Source organism: Paenibacillus rhizoryzae (genome assembly GCF_059686995.1).
Window position 1 is genome coordinate 1 of record NZ_JCAALT010000008.1, and the last position, 23616, is coordinate 23616.

Here is a 23616-nt window from a genome sequence, read left to right on the forward strand (position 1 = left end):
ACTCACCCGTCCGCCGCTAACCTTACCCGAAGGTAAGATCCGCTCGACTTGCATGTATTAGGCACGCCGCCAGCGTTCGTCCTGAGCCAGGATCAAACTCTCCATAAAAGTAGATTGGTTTCCGTTCGAAGCCAAAGCTTCGAATGGAGCATTCTACTAGATGAATTCGCTTGTTAGCTCATTCAAAAAACTAGCTTTGCGAAACGTTAGTTTCGCGGTATTTAAAACATTTTGTTGAATCTGACGTGATTCATATGTTCAGTTTTCAAAGAACTTGTTTGTCTCACTTTCGTGGTGACAAGTGATTATGTTACCAGCTTCGTCATCATGTGTCAACAACTTTATTACTTTCTGTCGAAAGCTGTATGTTGTTGTTGCCGTATGTCTCAGAAGCGACAAGAAATAATTTAACATATCCGAAAACCCATTGCAACTTGTAAAAAATGACAAAGGGGCGTGCCCTCTACGGCCTGCGTAGAATTCATGCCCCTAATCATTTACTGCATCAATTACTGCAGCAGCTTAAGCAGTTCCTCTTCATCCTCGATAACGGTTACCCCGAGATCGCGTGCTTTAGTAAGCTTGCTGCCCGCACTCTCACCGGCGATAACGAAGTCGGTCTTCTTAGATACGCTTCCGCTGATCTTCGCTCCAAGCGCCTCCAGCTTCTTCGCCGCCTCATCGCGCGTCATAAGGGAGAGCGTCCCGGTAAGCACGACGGTTTTGCCGCTGAATATGCTATCCGTCCGTGCAGCCTCTTGCTGCTCCGCTTCTGCTTTAACGCCAAGCGCCAGCATACGGTCTAAGCTCTCCGCTATAATCGGATCGTTAAAGTACGTGTAGATGCTTTCCGCCACAATACCGCCTACGTCCGGTAAGCCTACAAGCTCCTCAACTGTCGCGGCTCGAACAGCACTCAAGCTGCCGAAATGGTCCGCGAGCATCTTCGTCGTCGCTTTGCCTGTATTCGGAATACCCAGAGCAAACAGGAATGCTGCCAGATCGCGATCTTTGGACTTCTCAAGCGCCTCAAGCAGCTTACGTGCCTTGCGATCACCGAAGCGATCAAGACCGATTAACTGATCGTAAGTCAACGAATAGAGATCCGCAGGGTCGCGAACTCCGCATTCATCGAATAACTGCTCTGCTGTCATAATGCTGAACGATTCGATATCCATCGCATCACGGGATGAGAAATGCGTGATGCGGCCGATCGTCTGCGGTCTGCAGCCAAGCTTATTGTTGCAGAACAGATGCGCCCCGCGCAGCTCCAGCGGCGTTCCGCAGGATGGGCATGCGGTAGGCGCTATAATTTCTACGCCAGGCTCGTCGTCGGCTTTGCCCAGAATCTCCGGAATGACGTCGTTGGAACGGCGAATCACTACGTGAGTGCCGAGCGCGAATTTCAGATTCTTACGCTCGATATCGCCGATATTGTTGAGCGTACAGTTCTGAACGGTAACGCCCGCGAGATCAACAGGCTCGACGCGTGCGACCGGTGTGATTTTGCCGGTACGGCCCACTTCCCAGGAAACAGACTCCAAGATCGTTGTCGTCTCTTCTGCCTCGAACTTGAATGCGACAGCCCAGCGCGGGAACTTATCGGTATAGCCAAGCGCTTCGCGCGTCCGCATGTCCGTCAGCTTCACGACTGCACCGTCAATGAGGAAGTCATGCTCGCTCCGACCTTCGGCAACGCGTTCAAGCTCTGCTTGCACTTCTTCGATCGTCGTACAATACAACGTATAGGGATTAACCTTAAATCGGTTATCCTTCAGGAATTGAATCATCTCTGCATGCTGCTCGAAGGAGACACCTTCGGCAAACCCGATATTATAGAAGAACGCGTTTAGCTTCCGCTCTGCTGTAATCCGCGGGTTCTGATTGCGAAGCGCGCCTGCAGCTGCATTACGTGCGTTCTTAAGCGGCTCAGCGGCCGTTACATTGTAAGCTTCGAGTACAGAGAGATTCATAATGCCTTCGCCTTGAACTTCAATAAGACCGTCTTTGAAAGGAATCGTAAGCGGTATGGAACGAATCGTCTTCACTTGCGCCAGAATCCCCTCGCCAACAACACCGTTTCCGCGAGTCGATGCTTGCACGAGATTACCTTGATCGTAAGTCAAGTTAAGCGTAAGTCCATCAAATTTGAGCTCGATGACATAACTAGGCTCAGGTAGCGGCGTTTCGCTTGGATTCTTGGTGTTATAGTCTGCGATTGCCTTCTTCACCCGGGTATTCCAAGCAAGCAGATCCTCGTTGTCCTGCGCTTTATCCAGACTCCAGAGCCGGGCGCGATGACGATGCGGCTCGAAGCCTTTCAAAATATCGCCGCCTACGCGCTGTGTCGGCGAATCCGGAAGCAGGCTGCCTGTTTCTTGCTCCAAGCTCACCAGCTCGTCATATAGCTCATCCCACTGTTTGTCGCTGATCGTCGGCCGATCCAGCGTATAATAGTTGTGATTGTGCTCCGCAATGAGGTCTATTAGCTCGCGCATTCTCGCAAGCTTCATCGGCTCGGTATTAGGTCCCGGTTCCATCGCAGTCGTCATAGACGTTCTCCCTCTCTCGTTCAAATTACTTATACTTTCGTGATCGGTGCAAAGCTTGCGAGCAGCTTCTTCAGTCCTACCGGGGCAGGGAATGCGATTTGAAGCTCTTTGTCATTGCCTGTGCCTCGGACGGAAACAATCGTGCCGATGCCCCACTTGCCGTGTGACACTTTATCGCCGGCTACAAACTCGCCGCCCGCTCCCGCTCCGGCTGCTGCACCTGAAGCTGCACGGGCCGCATCCGCTGGCGAAGTGACCCTAACGCCGCTGCTATTACTACCAGCTCCGGATAAAGAGCCTGATCGCGCTGCCGGCGATGTCGCGCCGCTGCGGAATCCAAACCCCGTTGAACCTGAAGCACCGGCGCCAGATGCCCCTCCTCCAATACCACCGGTACCCCGGCTGCCTGAGCCAAATCCGATGCCGCCGCCTGCCGGACGCCCGCGTCCCGTTGCAGATGCATCCGTCTTCAGCTCATCCGGAACCTCCCGAAGGAATCGCGATGGCATATTGGCATTCGTCCGGCCAAACAGCGTACGCATCCGCGCGCTGGTCAGATAAAGCTGCTTCTCCGCACGTGTAATTCCAACGTAGGCAAGACGGCGCTCCTCTTCCAGCTCCTCGTTATCATTCATTGCCCGACTGTGGGGAAATACACCTTCCTCCATACCGATAATGAATACGATCGGAAACTCCAGGCCTTTGGCGCTGTGCATGGTCATCAGTACGACAGCGTCCTTCACGCCGCCTTCCGGCTCATCTTTATCCATGGAATCGATGTCTGCAATAAGGGCAAGGTCTGTTAGGAATGAAACCAATGACTTGTCTTCGTTACGCTTCTCAAAGTCCTGCGTCACAGAGAGAAACTCGTCGATATTCTCTAGGCGCGCTTTCGACTCCAGTGTATTCTCGCGATGCAGCTCCTCACGGTAGCCGCTCAGTTCCAATACCTTCTCCGTCAACTCTGTTACGGACAGGTATTCGACCATGCGCGTTAAGTTATCAATAATATCGCGGAATTCCGCAAGCGCCGTGCGGGCGCGCCCGGTCAGATCAAGCCAGTCCAACTGCTCCAGCAGCGCAAATACCGAAATCCCGCGCAGGCCCGCTTCGTCGAACAGCTTCGCAACCGTCGTATCGCCGATTCCCCGCTTCGGAACATTCACAATCCGTTGGAAACAGATGTCGTCATCCGGATTCGAAACAAGCCGCAAGTATGCGAGCAAATCCTTAATCTCTTTGCGATCATAGAACTTTACGCCGCCTACGATTTGATAAGGAATATCGGATTTAATGAGCGTTTCCTCTATTACCCGTGATTGTGCATTCGTCCGGTACAGGATGGCATGATCGCCGAATTTCCGGCCGCCTCCAACATGTTTGCGAATAGCCCCGGTTACGAAGTACCCTTCGTCATGCTCCGTATCCGCCTGATAAACGGTGATCGCTTCACCTTCACCCTGATCCGTCCACAGCTTCTTCGGCTTCCGGCTGCTGTTGAGCTTAATGACGGCATTGGCCGCGTTCAAGATGTTCGCAGTGGAACGGTAGTTCTGTTCCAGCATGATCGTTTGCGCTTCCGGGTAGTCTTCCTCAAAGTTCAAAATATTTGTAATATCCGCGCCACGCCAACGATAAATCGATTGGTCGCTATCCCCTACAACGCAGATATTGTGATGTTTGTCGGCTAACATTTTGCATAACATGTATTGCGCTCTGTTCGTATCCTGATACTCATCGACATGGATGTAACGGAATTTGTTCTGGTAGAAAGCAAGAACATCCGGCTCGTCCTTGAACAATTGGATCGTCTTCATGATGAGATCGTCGAAGTCCAAGGAATTGTTGCTCTTCAGCCGCTTCTGGTAAGCGGTGTACACCTTAGACACGATGCCGTCAAAATAATCCCCGATCTTCAGCTCGAATTGCTCCGGTGAAATCAGTTCATTCTTCGCCCCGCCAAGTGCAGCCTGCACACTCTTCGGCTCGACTTTCTTCGTGTCGATATTCAGATCCTTCATGCAGTTACGGATCACCGACAATTGATCTGCGGAATCCAAGATCGAGAAGCTGTTCGTAAAGCCGATTCGGTTAATGTCTCTGCGCAAGATACGCACGCACATCGAGTGGAAGGTCGATACCCAAATATCTTGACCGGCATTGCCGACCAGCGCACTTACCCGCTGCTGCATTTCTCGTGATGCTTTATTGGTAAAGGTAATCGCCAAGATGCTCCATGGCGCTACTCGCTTCTTCTCGATTAAGTATGCAATACGGTGCGTGAGCACACGCGTCTTGCCGCTTCCCGCTCCTGCCATGATTAGCAGCGGCCCATCTGTTGCTTGCACAGCTGCACGCTGAGGCGCGTTCAATTTCTGAACGGCCTGGTCGATGCTGAATTCGTTTAACATAGAGAAAATAAACCCCTTTGTTCGCATTTGTTCGCCTTACTTCAGTCTAGACAACCGCCAGGACTGTGTCAATTATAACCGATCGTTTGCAGGCATTTTCCTGTAAATAAAAACGGCCTCCGAAATGACGTAGCCGATTCATTTCGAAGCCGTTCTTGTTCATTTCTGCTATCCTTTGCTTACTTGGGCAGATCCGTAGATAATACAGCATCCACCGTGGACAAAGCCGCGGTCAGATCATCATAAATGACATTGCCAACGATAATCGTATGCGCCGCTTCTGCCGCCTGTCTTGCTTTTGCCGCATCATCAATGCCGCCGCCATAGAACAGCCTTGCCCCCGTAACAAGCCGTGAGGCCCGCTTCACCAGCTCCATGTCGCCGAACTTACCGCTGTACTCCATATAAATCACCGGCAAATGCATTAGCCGATCCGCCATATAAATATGAGCAGCTACCGTCTCAGAGTCAAGCCCTGCCTGAGCCCCCGTAAGCTTCGCCGCCAGGGCTTCCTCGTTCAAGATCAGGTATCCTTCTGCCGAAGTGTTCTCCCAGGGGATGAACGCTCCGAATTTACGCAACGCCTGTATTTGCCTGCCTGCGAGCCACTCTGCCTTATCGGTATTCAGCACAAGCGGAATGAAATAATGGTCAAATCCCGGCACTGCGGCCTCTTCATTCGACACCTCAAGCGCACAAGGCACCTCATACCTGCGAATGCGCGACATCAGATCGACGGTATTGTCAAAGGTAACACCGCTTGATCCGCCGACGATGATAGCGTCGGTTCCGGACATGCAGATGGCATCGAGCCGCTCATCGCTGATTTCACGTTCCGGATCGAGCTTAAATACATGCCGCCATTCTTTATAAATTGCCGATTGCAGTTCCATGTTGCCCTCCGCCCAATCTTGATATCCTGTCATCTTCAAGCCAGCTTACAGCTCAAGCGCCTCAATTCGCTGCATAACGGCAAACTCATTGGGATAAATCATCATAAACTCCGTTAATCCTACCATGCGGAACAGCTTCTCGTAATGGGGCGTTATGCCCCATGCGAAAGTATGTACACCTGCTTTGCTGCCCATCCGAGCGAGCCGGATCAGCACCGCCATCCCGCCGCTGTTAATATAATCGACTTTCGTTAGATCCAGCGCCAGAAACCGAATGCTTCGGCCGAGCTCCGATTCTTGCTCAAAGCCCGCGATCAGTTTGCCCTCGGCTGCTTTGCTTAAATCGCCTTCCAGCTTCAGTACCATTCCGCTTGGGAATTTCCGCGTTTCAATTTGCAATGGTTGTTCGCTCATCTTCTCAAGCCCCCTTGTCCAGGTCATCAGTTATCCGCCAGAAGCCGTCTGTAATTTTCTCATAAAATAAAGCTCCGTATAAAATCCACGCTCGTCTCGGCCTGTCGTCCAGTAATCGGCCAAGGAATCAATCATAACCAGTCCCCAGCCTCTCGGGTCCTCGGATTCCAGCTTCTTGCGCATCTCCGCTTCATCGCGGGAGAGCCTTGGATAATAGCCGCCGCCTTCATCATAAATGCGGCAAACGGACAGCATGCCGCCGATTTGGGCGATGACGGTAACGTAAGTATTCGGCTGCAGCTTATTGCCATGTTCAATCGCATTAATCATCGCTTCGCACACGGCACTCTGGACATCCTCTTTAATTCCGGATTCCGGCCATCTCTCTTGAATCCAGTCACCCAGCTTCAAGGCGATAATTCGCTCTTCGCCGAGCTTACTGCGCAAGGACCACTCGCGCGTCATAAACGGATTATCGAACGCGGCCGCTACATCACTGTATTCGCCTCGCGGTAGATCCAGTTTATCCAGCGCACTGCGATATTCACCCACCAGCTCCAGCACTACTACGGTACGATCGTCTTGCCCCGGACCGCATGCCTGATCGACACGAGAGAGCCACTCATCCACAACGGCAGACAAATCGCCCTCTGACCAGGTGGCAATCTCCGCTTCCAGTCCTTCGAAGCTGTACATTTTGCCTGTTCGATCGATAGCCTCAATTAGTCCATCCGTATATAACAGGAAGCGGTCTCCATCCTTCAACTGCAAATCCTTCTCCTCGTAGATTGCCTCAGGGTCGATTCCAATCGGAAGTGAACTGCAATCAATGGCGGTGAACTGCCCGTCTTTGGCAATGATATATGGCGATAGATGTCCTGCACTGGCATATTGTAACTTATTATTAGTTAAATCTATGACGCCTACACCGATGGAAACACAGCCTTCTTCCCCCATCGCTTCGCACAGCTGCCGGTTCATCCGCGCAAGCACCTCCGAAGGGCTGCCGTTTCTTCGGATTTCAGAGCGGAACACGAGCAGCTGCGCCGACATAATGAGTGCCGCAGGCAATCCTTTGCCTGACACATCGCCAATCATTACCGCAAACCGGCTAGGGCCAAGCGACACGACGTCGAAGAAATCCCCGCCGACCTCTCGGTATGACTGACAGCGTGCTGTAATGTGATAGGCGCCAATCGTCAAATTCCCGGGCGGAAGCAGCTTCTGTTGCACATTGTAAGCCATTTTCAATTCCCGCTCCAGCGATTCATATTCCCGATTAATCCGATTTTGCAGCTCGCTGTATGCCACCGCAAGCTCTCCGGCTTCGTCATGAACAACAGACGTTGCATTGGCATGCCGAATATCATTGCCGCCAACCAGTCCCCGGATATCCCTTATGAGACCGCGAAGCTCCTGTCTAAATTGCATCGTCACATAGCTGAACAAACTTAACCCAATAAGAAAATAAAATAAAGCGATCAATCCGAATTTGTAGGGTTCCATCGATTCATGCGGTCTCGCGGTCACGATCGCCAGCTGAAACAAACTCAGAATGGTCACTAGGAAAGTGCATGTATACGTAATAACAAGCGGTTGCGAAACGGAAGCTCGCCCGTCAAAGTTGCCGGAAAGCGGCTGCAGCTTCATCATATACGGACGAAACAGTCGCCGCACCGAGGTGAAGAGAACGAGTGCCACCGTCATAATAAGGCTTTGCTCGCCCGCCATAATGCCGGTCAACTGAAGCCAATCGAAGGAATACCCGTTCTCTTCATCATTCCACACCTGGATGATATCCGCCAAATGAAAGCTTGCTGAGATCAGCAGACCGACCAGCAGCACGCTGACCAGAAGCTCATATGGCATACGATACAAACGGATGAGTGCGATATTCGTCAGACCGTTGTCGCGGCGTATTCCCTTCGAAGCGGACGACTCTTCTTCCTGGAGCTCCTTTATGACCGGCTGCAGCCGCCACGCCGATGCACAAACAAGAACGACGGCAAGCATGACAGCCCCGAGCACGTTCACGATAAACGGAAAAGGGAACATGGCCTCAAAGTGCGCAACCAGCATGGTTTCCGCACGCAAAATCATTAAACTGAGCACCAGTGCAATGACATAGATGATCAATAACCGGTTAATCAGCGAGCGTCCCCCATTGGATGGCCGATTCTTGCTCGGTCTCGTCGTCAATTCCATAGCAGGTTCCTAACCTCTTCGAGCGGTTCACTGCCCAGTTCCTCTTTGCAAACACGCTCTAGGCGGCGATACCAGCCAATCGCTTCGATTCTCCGATCTCCGCGTAAGCATAATCTGATCATCGCCTCGTAGGCTTCTTCCTGGTCAGGCCGCAGAGCAATCCATTCCGCTAAACTCTGCTCCACTCTGGCCTCATCATGCAACTCACTGTAGTAGCCGGCAATTCGCTTAATCATATTCGTCTGCCGATCCAAGAGCTGTTCCCTGACTCGCTCCAGCCACTCCGCATACGGAAGCTCCGTACCGAGCAGACCATAGAGAGGCAGCGCCTTGTCGTATAAGCGGCAGGCTTCTTCGCGGTCATCCATCCAGAGCTGATCGCCAACACGTGACAGCGTCAGATAACTCTCCACATCGATCGCTTCAAAAGTGACCTCCGAGATGCCGACAACACCTCGTTTGGCATAGACAAGATCCTCCGGCATGCCAAGCTCTCGTAACGAGGAACGCAAGTCATGAAGGGTAACATAGAGCTGATTAGAACGTTTAGCCGGATCGCCTTCACCGAAAACCCGTTCAATGACCTGCTCTCTGTTCGCCTTGTAGCCCGGTTGAAGCAATAGATACACGAATAATTCTCCGGCTTTCCGCCGTTTCCATATCGGTTCGGCCAATTTGCCTTCAGGCGTACTGAAGCTGATCCCGTCAATGAGCTGTACTCGCCATTTCGCTGCCATGGTTTCAACAGCCTCTTCATTATCGTGTGCAGCATCAGGCTCAGCATCTAGCTGCGTTTCTTCTCTATTCATCGGGCCGGACCCAGATTGCTGGTCCAACTCGGATAATTGCTGCTGTATAATTTGCTCTTGGGCAAAGAACGTAATCGTGTGCGCTTCCACATTCGCCAGTTCCGCCATCGTTTGCTTGATCTCCATTGCAATCCGGTCTATCGCCGGCGTGGAGACCAGTTTCCGCAGCCGATCCAGCTTCGGAAAAAATTGTTCAGCCAGAGTAAGCTGCCCCTCTTGGAGAAGTCGTTTCATTCGAGCGCCACTGGCAAAAATCGTGCTTTCAATATCCGCTGTCAGATCGGCAGGAAGCTCCTCATCCGGCTGCTGCATGAGAATTGCTTTGCTCAAATAAGCGAACCGTTCCGGAAGCCTCGCACACATCTCCTCATCAGGCTCTTTGCTTGTCAGCAAATGAACCAGCACCGTGCCTGCAGGGTTGTTAGCCATATGACGCTTGAGCCAGTGCAGCCATAGCTGCCAATCGGGATGCTCTTTCTCTAGCGGATCAAACAACAGCCGATCGAGCAAAACAAACCCCATCCATAGCGGCTTGCCTTCTTCTCTAAAACGTTCAGCGGCCATAATAAAGAGCCCCTGCGCCATTTCATATTGAGCGGCTCCATTGGCTGCTGCGCGGGCCAGCGCCCATGGCACAAAACCGCTGCAGTGCTCCGGATTACGCTCCCACTCCTGTGCCAGCAGTGCCATTACAGGCTTCGACTCCTGCTTATCTCCTACCTGCTCATACAATAGACCCAGCATCGCCATCATCGTCAGCATCGAGGAATCATCCGCTTGCGCGGCAAAACCTCGAAGTGCCGCTTCCAGCCTTTGCTTCGTTTCGATTAACCGTCCGCTAAGCAGGCCATCCTCACATTCGGCACGAAGCAGCAGCGGCGACTTCAGTCTTATATCGGCCGGAATGGCAAGCAATTGCGTAATAGCGGGCATTTGGCCGTCCAGAATCGTCCGTTCGACCTTCAATACTTCCATTTGCCAACCGTCCTGGTTGGTCTTCACCTTGTTAGGTTGCTTCATTGGTTATCCTCACCAAGCCTATCTTATTCTCGACTCCCGGCAGGTAAGCATGACTTGCCGGCTCGAAATATATACAACATGAATTAATGCTACTATTCGCCCCCCAATCCCGAAAACCTCCCTGACTGTCGAAATTGAAAGAAATTTGTAAGGGGAGAATAGGAAATAAAGACTATATAAGAAAAGAGGGGCCGCCAAAGCTGCCCCTCTACGTATTATTTTACCAGCTGGCCTCTTGTGACCCCGAGTTGATTAATGGCTTTCAAACTGCGCCACACTTGCGTACCGCCAATTCGGCCGGCGATTGCATCGCTGTACAGCTCGATGACCTCATCTACTTTATCGGCAGTCTCTTCCAGGAACTCAATCCGGAAAGAAGCTACACCCAGATCACCAAATTGTTTCATATATTCCGCGCCCGACTGCTCGATGGCGTTATAAACCGTATTCCGGCAGCCTTCATCGACGCGAACCGGGTGAGACATACCGATTCGGTCTTGCAGCGACACGCGGCGGTCTTCACATGGTCTGCCGCAGTTCGTGAAGTCCGTGCCTTCGCTCAGGAACGTACAATATACGCAGTGCTCCGTGTGGAACATCGGCAAATGCTGATGAATGACAACTTCCATGCGCGACGTATCGCTATTGCGAAGCAAATCGAACATCTGTTGTACGTTCAAGTCATATGACGGTGTAACCAGGCTGCAGCCGGCATCGAAGAACAGATCAGCCGCTTTATGATTCGCTATATTCAGCGAGAAGTCCCCGATCAACGTTGGGAACGGCTCATTGGGCTTGGAAGCGCGTGCCCGCAAATAGTAATACAGCGCACCTGTATTCCGTACCAGTACGGCATCAGGCTTCAGCTTCAAAATATTCGCATGGTAGCCGTTCTCGTTCGGCATATGAATCCGCGGCGTCACCAGCCCAATCGGCTTGCCCGCGCTCCGCGCAAGCTCCATCGCAGCGGGAAGCTGCTTGATGAACTCGAAATCGGCATAAACCATGCCGACTTTCTCGGAACGCACCGCAGCTTCTAGCTGCGGCAAGCTGCGGCAGAGCACCGTCAGCTGTGCCCCAGCGCCGCGGCCCGCGGCCGCAAGCTCGCCACCGGCGCTGCCTGTGCCAGCGGCTTCGCCGCGTCTGCGCACGTCGTCGTAAACCTCGACGGGACGCTTCACATACACGGGCGGCTTCGGCCGTTCGCCCGCCAAAGCCTCGGCCGCTTCGCGGCGCATCCGGTTCAGCTCGCGCATCGGCACGATGAGGTCGCCTTGCAGGTCGACCTCAAGCGATTCGAGCTGATACACCGTGCCGCCAAGGCGGCCCAGCTGCTCCTCGAGCAGCGCTTGGTCCATCGGACGTTTCTCCGCATGCTCCAGCAGAAGCTCGGAGGCAATCTCGACCGTATTGCCCTTCTCGACATCGGTCCACCATGTGCGAAGCGGCTGTCCAAGCCCGCCGGTTACTTTGACATGCAGCGGGAATACGCGGTAAGGCTTCTCGGTTTCATATGAAGCACGAAGACGTTTGTCCAGCGCAGGGTCGTTTGTTTTCCAAACCCGATCACCTACATGAACCTTGCGCAGGTCGATATCGTTACGCCCCGGCACCAATTCAATCACGGTACCCTCTTGTGCTTCGCCTTCGAACTTCGTGCCTTGTCTGCGCAAATCGTAGACCCGGCCGCCTTCTTCCTTCTTCGTCGGATCCCCGGCGTCGAAGACAATCCCGTCGCCGCGTTTAAGCGGCGCTTCGATCCGGCAGACAACCGCATCGCGAAGCACCCGCTCCACGCGTCCCAGATAGACGCCGCGGCTTTTCGGGAATGTACCTTCCACGAGCTTCTTATTGTTGGTGCCGGTTAAGAAGCCATGTGTAAACCCGCGCGAGAAGCTCTGCTGCAGCTCGCGGATATCTTCCTTCGAAGGGGCAGAGCGATCCCCATCGAAATATTTATCAATCGCCTTGCGGTATTTGCTCACCACGTTGGCTACATATTCAGGGCTTTTGAGACGACCTTCGATTTTAAAGGAAGTCACGCCCGCCTCGATCAATTCCGGCACAAGTTCAACAGCTGCGAGATCCTTCGGCGAAAGCAGGTACGTAACATCGCCCATCGGCTTCTGCTCCCCATCTACCATCAGATCGTACGGAAGCCGGCAGGCTTGCGCGCATTCGCCGCGGTTGGCCGAACGGCCGCCCCACATCTCCGAGGTCAAACATTGACCGGAGTACGATACACAGAGAGCTCCGTGAACAAACACTTCCATCGGAAGTTTCGCTTGCTCGCCGATTGTCTTGATTTGTTTTAAATTATTCTCCCGGCCAAGTACGACACGTTCGATATCGAACGGCTTCGTGAACTCTACCGCTTCCGGAGACGTAATCGTCATCTGCGTCGAGCCATGAATCGGGAAATCCGGCGACAGCTCTCTAATGAGCTTCACCAGGCCGAGATCCTGTACGATTACCGCGTCTACACCTGCATCGATACAAGCTTCGATCAGCTGCTTCGCACTATTCAACTCTTCTTCAAACACCAATATATTAAAGGTCAGAAATCCTTTAACGCCATAGCTGTGCAGGAAAGCCATAATTTCCGGAAGCTCGTCCGTATGAAAATTGTTCGCCCGCGCCCGTGCATTGAATTTCTCTACACCAAAAAAAACAGCGTCGGCTCCATTTGCCACAGCTGCCCTCATACAATCCCAATCGCCGGCCGGTGCCAGCAGTTCGACATCTTGCCGCTTCATCATTACCATCTTGACTTCCGCCATCCTTATCTATCAATCACTTATTTGTTTTAAGTGTACCAGAGCTTTCGCCTAAACAAAAGCGACCGGCCTACGTATCAGCCGTTCCCTTCCGAAATATTTCCGGTAGAGAGCTACGCTTGTCGAGTACGACTCTTTAATTTTTGAATGCGAAGGAGTTAATAACTTCCTCGATCTTGCTGCGATTGCTCCCATGGGAATGCTAATCTTTAGGAGTCAGTATTTGTCCACTTACTATGCTTTTTTGGCATTGGAGACGTTGAATCTTAACCTTGTCTTCTGCCCATGCTATAATAAGAAAGGCCATTCGCAATACATATCCATTTGGGAGGTAACTATACACGTATGAAACTCGGCGTATTCTCTGTCCTATTCGCACAGAAATCATTTGAAGATGCTTTGGATTACATTGCATCTAAAGGCTTGGATGCTATTGAAATCGGAACCGGCGGCTACCCAGGCAACGCGCACTGCGATCCTGACACCCTGCTTGCTGACGAAAGCAAACTCAAAGCATTCAAAGATGCTATTGCGTCCCGCGGTTTGACGATCAGCGCGCTTAGCTGCCACGCTAACCCGCTGCACCCGCAAAAAGCGATCTCCAGCGAGCACGATGCGATCATCCGCAAAACGATCGTACTTGCCAACAAGCTTGGCGTACCTGTTGTAAACACATTCTCCGGTTGCCCTGGCGACCATGAGGATGCGAAGTACCCGAACTGGCCGGTTGCACCATGGCCGAACGATTTCCAAGATATCTTGAAATGGCAATGGGAAGAGAAAGTTATTCCTTACTGGAGCGAGATTGCTAAGCTTGCTACAGAAAACAATGTCAAAATCGGCCTGGAGCTGCACGGCGGTTTCTCCGTACACAGCCCTGCAACACTGCTTCGCCTTCGTGAGGCTTGCGGCGATGCAATCGGCGCTAACCTTGACCCTAGCCACATGTGGTGGCAAGGAATCGATCCGGTTCAAGCGATCCATATTCTTGGACGCGCTGGCGCGATTCACCACTTCCATGCGAAAGATACAACGATTGACACGAACAACGTGAACAAGCACGGCGTAACGGACATGCAGTCTTATGCATTGATGCTTGACCGCGCTTGGCAGTTCCGCACTGTTGGTTACGGCCACGATATGAAAATTTGGGCCGATATCATCAGCGCACTTCGTCTTGTTGGCTACGACTATGTTGTCAGCATCGAGCACGAAGACGGCCTGATGTCCGTAGACGAAGGTTTCACGAAAGCTGTTCAAAACCTGCAATCCATCCTCATCAAAGAGCCGCTTGGCGAGATGTGGTGGGTTTAATCTTCCTATAAGAAACTCCGGCCTGTATGGGCCGGAGTTTTTTGTTGCGTTGGTATTGCGGTGAGCCTGAGTATCATGGCAGCACAAAAAAAGCCGCCCGGCCTTCTTGCATATGCGCAAGAACCGGAGCGGCTTATATCGGCACAGGCTGTATAAATTACTGCAGCCAGACTTTGAAGATCATAACGTAGTTCGCGAACAGAAACACGAGCAACGATACCGTTGTAAATCCGATTGCAAAAACGTTCTTCTTCGGACGAGCCATGAGCAACCGCACCCAGCCGATAAAAATAACGATTGTAAACAAAAGCATCATAATATCCATGGGATCGAACTTTGCAAGTGTATTTGCTGCATTCTCAGCAAGAAACATTGGTGAAGACCTCCTTATTTTCGCACGTAGCCTATATTAGTTATGTTAGCCTCATCACGAGCTCGATGCAAGCCACAAACGAGAATCGTAACAAGTTTGTCACCATTCATAGAAGCAAAGGATCGCGAAGCCCTATTCTTTCTCCCATTTTGACGAAGGCGCATTCATTATAATCAGAGTCTTCATCTTTTATAAGTAATCCTTATAGATGACCCATTCCTTCTCATTGTCGCATGGTTTGAATTATGTTACCATTCATAATAGTAATTTCATACGGAAATCGTCGGATTTTCGAACCCTTTAGAGCAGAGCAAACCGAGCATAACATTCCTAGGAGGAACGAAGCAATGGCATATGAAGCCGTATGGATGAATGACCCTTCCAAATTAAATAAATTTGAGTTTATTAAAATGGAAAAAGACGGTCTGGATGTAATTCGTACCATCATCGACAAGTATTCGAAGGAAGGATATGCTTCCATTCCCGAAGACGATATGAACCGTTTCAAATGGGCTGGCGTTTACGAGCAGAAGCCCCGTGAAGGCTACTTCATGATGCGTATCCGGATCAACACCGGTATTCTTACATCCGCACAAGCACGTGCAATTGCTTCCATTGGCCGCGATTACGGTCGTGATCTTATTGATGTAACGACTCGTCAAGCGATTCAATATCACTGGCTTAAAGTCGAGGATCTGCCGGACATCTTCAACCGTCTGGAAGCAGTAGGCTTGTACTCCTACGAAGCTTGCGGCGACTGCCCGCGTACAATCGTCGGTAACCCGCTTGCCGGTATCGACCGCGATGAGCTGATGGATACGCGTGAGCTTGTTGAGCAGGTAAATGATTTTTACCTGATGAACCGTGATTTTTCCAATTTGCCTCGCAAATATAAAATGTCCATTTCTTCTAACATCTATAACAATGCGCATGCAGAGATTAATGATATTGCTTTCACGCCAGCAACTAAGGTGATCGACGGCGAAGAAGTCATCGGCTTCCATGTGTATGTTGGCGGCGGCTTGTCCGCAAAGCCTCATCTTGCGAAAGAGCTCGATATGTTCGTTCGTCCCGAGGACGTGCTTAAGGTTTCGATTGGCGTTACAACGATCTTCCGTGACTTCGGATACCGCGAGAAGCGTCACCAAGCTCGTTTGAAGTTCCTCATGGCGGATTGGGGCCCTGAGAAGTTCCAAGAGAAGCTCATCGAGATTATCGGTGAAATGCCAACTGCAGGCGAGAGCAAAATTGTAGGCTGGAATGCCGTGTACTATGATGGCGTATTCCCTCAGAAGCAAGAAGGACTGAACTTCATCGGTCTGAATGTACCTGTAGGTCGGACGAACTCCGATGAGCTGGAACAGCTTGCTGACGCTGCTGACGAATTCGGCGACGGTACAATCCGTACTACGATGTCGCAAAACATTATGTTAGCCGGTATTCCGGACGATAAAGTGGAAGCCGCGCTTCAACTGCCTGTTCTGAAACGTCTCTCCCCTAATGCGAAGCCGTTCATGAGCCGTACCGTTTCTTGCACAGGTAACGAGTTCTGTAACCTGGCTGTTGTAGAAACGAAAGAACGCGCACGCCGCGTTGCTCAGTTCCTGGATGAACACGTAGAGCTGGATGAGAAAATCCGCATTCACTTCATCGGCTGTCCGAATGCTTGCGGTCAGAAGCACATTGCCGACATCGGTCTCCAAGGTGCACTTGTGAAAACGCCTGAAGGCATGGTCGATGCATTCGATATCGCCGTTGGCGGTATTCTTGGACCAGGCGCTAAATTTAACGAATCGCTGAAAGGCCGCGTTAAAGGCGATGACCTAGGCGGCGTGCTTGCACAGCTGCTGCTGTTCTACAAAGAAAATCGCGAGTCCGGCGAAACGTTCCACAACTTCGTGAAACGTGTTGGCGTTCCGGCCTTCCAAGAGAAACTAACTGCTATTTTGGCAAGCTAATGATTAACGGCCCGAAGGATCATCCTTCGGGCCGTTATTTTGTGTTCTGTGTTATTCGGAAAGCCCCTAAGGCTTACATTGGAGAACTGCTGCCCAGTTCCATTCAGCTGGGGCTGCCTTTGTAGAGTTTAGGGGCTTTGATGTATTGTTTGTGGCTTAAACGTTATTCTTCAATGCCGGCAGCAACGCTTTGAACTTCTCGCTGCTGTGCAATCGTCCGCTCACGGTCACGTTCCAGGATCGGCTTCAAGTAGCGGCCTGTATACGAGCCCGCAACTTTAACCACTTCCTCCGGCGTACCTGTTGCTACGATGGCACCTCCGCCATTGCCGCCCTCCGGACCTAGATCCAGCAGGTAATCGGCCGTCTTAATGACGTCGAGATTGTGCTCGATAACGAGAACCGACTCGCCCGAGTCAACCAGACGGTGCAAGACGACTAACAATCGATCGATATCATCAACGTGCAGACCGGTTGTCGGCTCATCGAGGATATAGAGCATCTTGCCTGTGCTGCGGCGATACAGCTCGGCTGCAAGCTTCACGCGCTGTGCTTCGCCACCGGAGAGTGTCGTTGCCGGTTGACCCAAGTTCATGTAGCCTAGACCAACATCAAGCAGCGTCTGCAGTTTCCGGTGGATACGAGGCACATTACGGAAGAACTCGGTGGCATTCTCAATCGTCATCTCCAGCAGTTCCGCGATGCTCTTGCCTTTATACTTCACATCGAGCGTTTCCCGATTGTACCGTTTGCCTTTGCAAATCTCGCAAGGCACATAAACGTCGGGAAGGAAGTGCATCTCAATCTTGATGATGCCATCTCCGCGGCAGGATTCACAGCGGCCGCCTTTGACGTTAAAGCTGAAACGGCCTTTCTTATAGCCGCGTACCTTCGCTTCATTCGTCGATGCGTATAGATCCCGAATATCATCAAACACGCCGGTATACGTAGCGGGGTTCGAACGCGGCGTACGGCCGATCGGCGATTGATCGATATCGATAACCTTCTCGATATGCTCAAGCCCTCGGATCTCCTTATGCTCACCTGGCCGAACCTTCGCTTTGTTAAGATCACGAGCGAGCGTCTTATAGAGAATTTCATTAACAAGCGTCGATTTACCGGAACCGGAAACGCCTGTTACTGCGGTAAAGACACCTAGTGGGAACTTCGCATTCACACCGCGAAGATTGTTCTCCTTCGCGCCTCTTACTTCCAGCCACTTGTCGCTAGTGGCACGGCGACTCAGCGGAACCGGAATGAACTTACGGCCGCTCAGATACGCGCCGGTCAGTGATTGCTCGTCCGCCATCACCTCTTCCGGCGTTCCCATCGAGACCACTTGTCCGCCATGGATCCCGGCACCCGGTCCAATATCGATGATGTAGTCGGATGCCAGCATCGTATCCTCATCATGCTCTACGACGATAAGCGTATTACCCAGATCACGCATATGCTCTAACGTCTGGATAAGCTTATCGTTGTCGCGCTGGTGCAGCCCGATACTAGGCTCATCCAAGATATAGAGCACGCCCATCAGACTCGAACCGATCTGCGTAGCCAATCGAATACGCTGCGCCTCACCACCGGAGAGCGTACCAGCAGCACGGTTGAGCGACAAATATTCAAGTCCGACATTAACTAGGAAACCAAGGCGGCTGTTGATTTCTTTCAAGATAAGGTTCGCAATCAGCTTCTCTTTCTCTGTCAGCTCAAGCGCGTTGAAGAAACGATCCGCATCACCGATGGAGAGCGAAGTCACATGGGAAATATTTTGGCTGCCGATCGTTACGGCAAGACTTTCTTTGCGTAGACGATGGCCTTTGCAGCCTGCACATGGCTTAGCGCTCATGTATTGTTCGATATGTTCACGGATGCCGTCAGAACCCGTATCCCGATAACGGCGCTCCAAATTGTTGATAATCCCTTCGAATGGCACGAGCGCTTCCTTGGAATGCCCGAAATCATTCTCATAACGGAACCGTACTCGTTCTCCGCCTGTCCCGTTCAATAGCTTCTTCATATGATCTGCCGATAGTTCACTTACAGGTACATCCCGTGGAATACCGAAGTGCACACATACGGCTTCAAGGAATTGCGGGTAATAGTTCGATGTGCTGCCAGCCCATGCTTCGAAGGCGCCTTCTTCGATCGATTTGCTCGCATCCGGAACAAGTAGATCCGGATCCACGATCATTTTGGCACCTAGTCCGTCACAATCCGGGCAAGCGCCGTATGGACTGTTAAACGAGAACATCCGAGGTGCCAGCTCATCAATGCTAAACCCGCAAACCGGGCATGCCAGATTGGAGCTGAACAACAGCTCTTCTTTCTCCATAACATCAACAAGCACTTGACCGCCCGACAGCTTCGTTGCTGTCTCGAGCGAGTCGGCAAGACGGCTCTGGATATCGCTCTTGACGACGATCCGGTCAACCACGACTTCGATATTATGCTTCTTGTTCTTCTCCAGCTCGATCTTCTCGCTTAGTTCGCGAAGCTCGCCGTTGACGCGCACACGAACAAAACCTTGCTTCTGCACATCAGCCAGCAGCTTGGAATGCTCGCCCTTCCGTCCGGAGACGATAGGCGCCATAATTTGCAGCTTCGTCCGCTCTGGGTATTCCATAATCCGGTCAACCATCTGCTCTACCGTCTGGGAAGTAATTTCGATCCCGTGGTCCGGGCAATGCGGTTTCCCCACACGCGCAAACAAGAGACGCAAATAGTCATAGATCTCCGTTACCGTTCCGACTGTCGAACGCGGGTTGCGGCTCGTTGTCTTCTGATCGATAGAGATCGCCGGCGAAAGCCCTTCGATGGAATCCACATCCGGCTTCTCCATTTGTCCGAGAAACTGACGGGCATAGGCAGACAGCGATTCGACGTATCGGCGCTGGCCTTCGGCATAGATCGTATCAAACGCCAACGAGGATTTGCCGGAGCCGCTGAGCCCGGTCAACACAACAAATTTATCGCGTGGAATCGTCACGTCGATATTCTTCAAATTATGGGCTCTCGCCCCTTTAATTACGATGGAATCACTGGCCACTGTTTAATCCTCCTAAGAATATAGCACGAACTATATTCGACTTCGTAAGCTATCTATAGCTCCAAACCGCCCTACATCCCCAGCTCTGCTTTAAGCTCAAGCAGCGCATCGCGAAGCTCCGCCGCACGCTCGAACTGCAAGCTCTTGGCCGCTTCCTTCATCTCGGCTTCCAAACGCTGCAGCAGCGACTGGCGCTCCTTCTTCGACATCTTCTCGGCGCCGACACCGGACAAGAAATCGTTCTTCTGATCCGCGGACTTCGTCGCCTCGATAATGTCATGTACTTTCTTGCGGATCGTCGTAGGCGTGACGCCATGCTGCTCGTTATAGGCAATCTGGATGGTACGGCGGCGATTCGTCTCGTCAATTGCCTTCGTCATCGAGTCGGTCATCTTATCTGCATACATGATAACGCGGCCATCCGAGTTACGGGCTGCGCGGCCGATCGTTTGAATAAGCGACCGTTCCGAACGCAAGAAGCCTTCCTTATCCGCATCCAATATGGATACGAGGGAAACCTCCGGCAAATCCAAGCCTTCCCGAAGCAAGTTAATCCCGATCAGCACATGGAATACGCCAATACGCAAATCACGCAATATCGCGAGACGCTCCAGTGTCTTGATGTCGGAATGCAGATAACGAACCTTTATTCCAACATCCTTCATGTAATCGGTCAAATCCTCTGACATCTTCTTCGTCAGCGTGGTAACCAGAACACGTTCGTCCTTGGCAATGCGATCGCGGATTTCACTAAGCAAGTCATCGATCTGCCCTTTCGTCTTGCGCACTTCGATAATCGGATCCAGCAATCCGGTAGGACGAATGATTTGCTCCACCATCGTAGGGCATTTCTCCAGCTCGTAAGGTCCCGGCGTTGCGGATACATAAATGACTTGCTTGACTTTCTCTTCAAATTCTTCGAAGCGCAGCGGACGGTTATCCATCGCAGACGGAAGTCTGAAACCGTGATCGACCAGTACTTCTTTCCGGGCACGGTCACCGTTGTACATCGCACGGATCTGCGGAATCGACACGTGGGACTCGTCGATGACGACTAGCATATCATCCGGGAAGTAGTCCATTAGTGTATAAGGTGTTGCACCGCGTTCGCGGAACGTCAGCGGCCCGGAGTAGTTCTCGATCCCGCTGCAGAAGCCCATCTCCTGCATCATCTCCAGATCGTAACGCGTCCGCTGTTCAAGCCGCTGCAGCTCCAGCAGCTTCCCTTGTTCACGGAGCTCGGCCAGCCGCTCTTCCAGCTCAGCCTCGATGTTCTTAATGGCCACCTTCATCGTATCCTCGTGAGTAACGAAGTGAGAAGCCGGGAAGATCGCGACATGATCGCGTTCGCCGACAATTTCGCCGGTCAACACGTCAATCTCGGTAATGCGTTCGATTTCATCGCCAAACAATTCGACCCTCATGGCCCGTTCATTGTTGGCTACCGGGAAAATCTCTATAATGTCGCCGCGTACACGGAATGTTCCTCGAATAAAGTTAATATCATTGCGTTGGTATTGGATATCGACGAGTTTATGAAGAATGGCGTCGCGGGACTTCTCCATCCCTACCCGCAAACTAAGCACGAGCTTCCCATACTCCATCGGAGAACCGAGGCCGTAAATGCACGATACGCTCGCTACGATTATGACATCACGCCGTTCGAACAAAGAGCTCGTAGCGGAGTGGCGCAGTTTATCAATTTCATCGTTTATGCTGGAATCCTTCTCGATAAAGGTATCCGAGGACGGGATGTAGGCTTCAGGCTGATAGTAATCATAATAGCTGACGAAATAGGAGACCGCATTATCCGGAAAAAACTCCTTAAACTCACTGCAAAGCTGAGCGGCAAGCGTCTTATTGTGCGCGATAACCAGCGTCGGCCGATTCAGCTTGGCAATTGTATTTGCAATCGTATACGTCTTCCCCGTGCCCGTTGCACCAAGCAGCGTTTGATGATGTGCTCCCGCTTCGATCCCATACGTCAGCTGCTGAATCGCATTCGGCTGGTCGCCTTGCGGCGTGTAATCCGATTTCAGATCAAAGAGCTTCTCCTGTCCTTGCTTCTCATACATCCTTCCTACACCCCAATCCTACGTCTTCTATGAATAAGCCTATTAATTTGTATGCCCAATATACAGGAAAAAAATAGATTGTCCGTTAAAATCATTCACTTTACATTCGCATAAGAATATGTGTTCCCATATGATGTTTATTATACCGATTAACAGGTTCAGTTGCAACGAAAGGTTAGTACTTCCTGTCCGGTTTGGAAGGACTTACCGCGTTACAAGGTGAAGCGGCTGACGCCTCCTTTTGACGGCCAGTGCGTTTCATTACGGAGAATTCTAAGCTCATTTATAACGTGATCCTTATTCATTCTTAGAATTTGAAAAATGCCCCGGCAACCGCCCATGATTGGACAGCGCCGAGGCACCGTTTCTTATTCTATAGTGTCGCCGATGTTGAAGATGAAGCCGCCGCACGCTGCTTCGACTTCGCCGTCCGTTTGCTCCAGAGCAGATCAAACAGGGATGCAGGCGCCGCTGCTGCGTAATAGTCGGCTTTGTCATCCGGCGCGAGCACGACGCCCAGCTGGTGATGCTCGCCCGCGTAACGCGCACGCTGCGCAAACTTGATTTGGCCTTCATGATTGAGCACTTCAAGCTTACAAAAGGCCGAATTCACATGAAGCGCGCTATACAGCTCTTCCTTCGTCCAAACACGGACGCCATTCACCTTATGAATGACTTCACCGACCAGAATGCCCATCGATTCCGCAGGTGTACCCGGTATTACAGCCAGCACGCGCAAGCCCTGATCGTTATGCACATACATTGGCGCGCTTGCCGCTTCTTTGAAATAACTGACCGCCACGAGCGCCTCATGCAGCAATAAGGCACAAAGTGCAGCTACCAGTGTCAGCGGACTCCAGAAGGAAGCTGCAACGGCCACGGCTCCGGTGCCAATCCCATAGAGCAGCAGCCCTTTCGATGCACTGCGTGCCTTCGCTGCCGGGAGCAGCGATCGCGTCAGCTCCGAGAACCCGATTACCATCGGGAAGCCGATCATCGCAAACCCGCTGCTCCACTGGCTGCTGTCTCCGAGCAGCAGCGTCCATGGCAGCGCTACATCTCCGCTTCCACCGGTAACAGCCGGTACAAGCAGCAGCATCGGCACCGGCCAATAACCCTGAAGGGCAAGGCCTCCTACAAGCTTGCCCCTCTTGCCTTCCAGGAAGAGCGGGCTCGCAAAACGCGCTCCCTGCCAGCGAACGAGCAGCGCTTCTGCCACATGCATGAGCGCAACCAGCACAAGCAGTCCGGGAATATCTAAGCCGGCAAGCGAGGAAGCCGCCGAGCCAATCCAGTCGCTTCGATCACCAAGCTCGGTCCAGCCGAACCCCCATTGCATGACGCCCAGCAGACCTGCACTATAGGCAAAGCATAAGTACCTGACCCGGATAATGACTAGTACAGCGGCCGTTCCCCACATCCACAGCACCGCATCCGTAGTGACCGAAACACCTAAAAACAAGCTAATGCATGAAATCAGTACACCAACGAGTAGACCCGCTATGATCGTTCTTCCAAGCTGAATCGGCCAAGCATGAAACCGGACATGGAACATCTTCCGCTCCATTCTTGTCTGCCGCATATATTGAAGCATGATCAGAAGCACCGCTACATAATAAAACGGAGATAACAGCAATCCGATGGCCGCCGATCCCGCCTGACGAAGCAATTCCATTGCCGCTTCCAAAGCTTACACTCCCTCTCGCACACCATTGCCGCATTGTGATCAAAATAAAAAGAAGGTCCCTCCGCATACCTACGCACGG

Annotated in this window: 13 protein-coding genes and 1 rRNA gene; 2 read left to right on the forward strand and 12 right to left on the reverse strand. The window is 51.9% G+C overall.

What is annotated here, in order from left to right; translation table 11 throughout:
- The 8 genes from AC6ESO_RS22470 to AC6ESO_RS22505 all read right to left on the reverse strand — a co-directional run.
- A 16S ribosomal RNA gene (locus tag AC6ESO_RS22470) occupies positions 1–108 on the reverse strand; the annotation flags it as partial.
- 401 nt (positions 109–509) lie between these two features.
- The gene (ligA, locus tag AC6ESO_RS22475) at positions 510–2552 is read right to left on the reverse strand and encodes an NAD-dependent DNA ligase LigA (RefSeq protein ID WP_497093363.1); all 2043 of its coding nucleotides are present in this window, start codon (positions 2550–2552) and stop codon (positions 510–512) included.
- A 29-nt stretch (positions 2553–2581) separates the two neighbouring features.
- On the reverse strand, positions 2582–4963 hold the full coding sequence (gene pcrA / locus AC6ESO_RS22480) for a DNA helicase PcrA (protein WP_497093364.1): 2382 nt from the start codon (positions 4961–4963) through the stop codon (positions 2582–2584).
- Between the two features lie 179 nt (positions 4964–5142).
- Positions 5143–5889 carry a heptaprenylglyceryl phosphate synthase gene (gene pcrB, locus AC6ESO_RS22485; protein ID WP_497093365.1) on the reverse strand — a complete coding sequence of 249 codons (747 nt, stop codon included), beginning with the start codon at positions 5887–5889 and terminating at the stop codon, positions 5143–5145.
- A 12-nt stretch (positions 5890–5901) separates the two neighbouring features.
- On the reverse strand, positions 5902–6270 hold the full coding sequence (locus AC6ESO_RS22490; RefSeq protein WP_091225055.1) for an STAS domain-containing protein: 369 nt from the start codon (positions 6268–6270) through the stop codon (positions 5902–5904).
- 30 nt (positions 6271–6300) lie between these two features.
- Positions 6301–8475 carry an ATP-binding SpoIIE family protein phosphatase gene (locus tag AC6ESO_RS22495; RefSeq protein WP_497093366.1) on the reverse strand — a complete coding sequence of 725 codons (2175 nt, stop codon included), beginning with the start codon at positions 8473–8475 and terminating at the stop codon, positions 6301–6303.
- A complete protein-coding gene (locus AC6ESO_RS22500) occupies positions 8466–10304 on the reverse strand; it encodes an AfsR/SARP family transcriptional regulator (RefSeq protein ID WP_497093367.1) in 1839 nt (612 codons plus the stop codon). Before AC6ESO_RS22500 ends, AC6ESO_RS22495 begins: the two co-directional genes overlap by 10 nt.
- 215 nt (positions 10305–10519) lie before the next feature.
- On the reverse strand, positions 10520–13069 hold the full coding sequence (locus AC6ESO_RS22505) for a U32 family peptidase (protein WP_497093368.1): 2550 nt from the start codon (positions 13067–13069) through the stop codon (positions 10520–10522).
- 357 nt (positions 13070–13426) lie between these two features.
- On the opposite strand from AC6ESO_RS22505, the gene AC6ESO_RS22510 reads away from it, so the two are divergent.
- Positions 13427–14395 carry a sugar phosphate isomerase/epimerase family protein gene (locus AC6ESO_RS22510; RefSeq protein WP_497093369.1) on the forward strand — a complete coding sequence of 323 codons (969 nt, stop codon included), beginning with the start codon at positions 13427–13429 and terminating at the stop codon, positions 14393–14395.
- 157 nt (positions 14396–14552) lie between these two features.
- Here the strand turns inward: AC6ESO_RS22510 and AC6ESO_RS22515 are convergent, their stop codons facing one another.
- Positions 14553–14768 carry a hypothetical protein gene (locus tag AC6ESO_RS22515; protein ID WP_494819261.1) on the reverse strand — a complete coding sequence of 72 codons (216 nt, stop codon included), beginning with the start codon at positions 14766–14768 and terminating at the stop codon, positions 14553–14555.
- 347 nt (positions 14769–15115) lie between these two features.
- On the opposite strand from AC6ESO_RS22515, the gene AC6ESO_RS22520 reads away from it, so the two are divergent.
- Entirely contained in the window at positions 15116–16726 is a 1611-nt protein-coding gene (locus AC6ESO_RS22520) for a nitrite/sulfite reductase (RefSeq protein WP_497093370.1), read from the forward strand.
- Between the two features lie 163 nt (positions 16727–16889).
- Here AC6ESO_RS22520 and uvrA read toward each other — a convergent pair whose 3' ends face one another.
- The 3 genes from uvrA to AC6ESO_RS22535 all read right to left on the reverse strand — a co-directional run bounded on the left by uvrA (position 16890) and on the right by AC6ESO_RS22535 (position 23537).
- Positions 16890–19775: an excinuclease ABC subunit UvrA gene (gene uvrA, locus AC6ESO_RS22525; RefSeq protein ID WP_494819263.1), complete on the reverse strand. Its 2886-nt coding sequence runs from the start codon at positions 19773–19775 to the stop codon at positions 16890–16892.
- A 71-nt stretch (positions 19776–19846) separates the two neighbouring features.
- Positions 19847–21850, reverse strand: coding sequence for an excinuclease ABC subunit UvrB (gene uvrB, locus AC6ESO_RS22530; RefSeq protein ID WP_497093371.1), 2004 nt, complete (start codon positions 21848–21850; stop codon positions 19847–19849).
- Positions 21851–22223: 373 nt separating this feature from the next.
- Positions 22224–23537 (reverse strand): PDZ domain-containing protein, encoded by a 1314-nt coding sequence (locus tag AC6ESO_RS22535; protein ID WP_497093372.1) that lies wholly within the window; start codon positions 23535–23537, stop codon positions 22224–22226.
- Between the last annotated feature and the right edge of the window lie 79 nt (positions 23538–23616).

Bases quoted from the DNA above. Each gene is read 5' to 3' on its own strand.
- ligA (WP_497093363.1), bottom strand. From the start codon at position 2,552: ATGACGACTGCGATGGAACCGGGACCTAATACCGAGCCGATGAAGCTT.
- pcrA (WP_497093364.1), bottom strand. From the start codon at position 4,963: ATGTTAAACGAATTCAGCATCGACCAGGCCGTTCAGAAATTGAACGCG.
- pcrB (WP_497093365.1), bottom strand. From the start codon at position 5,889: ATGACAGGATATCAAGATTGGGCGGAGGGCAACATGGAACTGCAATCG.
- AC6ESO_RS22490 (WP_091225055.1), bottom strand. From the start codon at position 6,270: ATGAGCGAACAACCATTGCAAATTGAAACGCGGAAATTCCCAAGCGGA.
- AC6ESO_RS22495 (WP_497093366.1), bottom strand. From the start codon at position 8,475: ATGGAATTGACGACGAGACCGAGCAAGAATCGGCCATCCAATGGGGGA.
- AC6ESO_RS22500 (WP_497093367.1), bottom strand. From the start codon at position 10,304: ATGAAGCAACCTAACAAGGTGAAGACCAACCAGGACGGTTGGCAAATG.
- AC6ESO_RS22505 (WP_497093368.1), bottom strand. From the start codon at position 13,069: ATGGTAATGATGAAGCGGCAAGATGTCGAACTGCTGGCACCGGCCGGC.
- AC6ESO_RS22510 (WP_497093369.1), top strand. From the start codon at position 13,427: ATGAAACTCGGCGTATTCTCTGTCCTATTCGCACAGAAATCATTTGAA.
- AC6ESO_RS22515 (WP_494819261.1), bottom strand. From the start codon at position 14,768: ATGTTTCTTGCTGAGAATGCAGCAAATACACTTGCAAAGTTCGATCCC.
- AC6ESO_RS22520 (WP_497093370.1), top strand. From the start codon at position 15,116: ATGGCATATGAAGCCGTATGGATGAATGACCCTTCCAAATTAAATAAA.
- uvrB (WP_497093371.1), bottom strand. From the start codon at position 21,850: ATGTATGAGAAGCAAGGACAGGAGAAGCTCTTTGATCTGAAATCGGAT.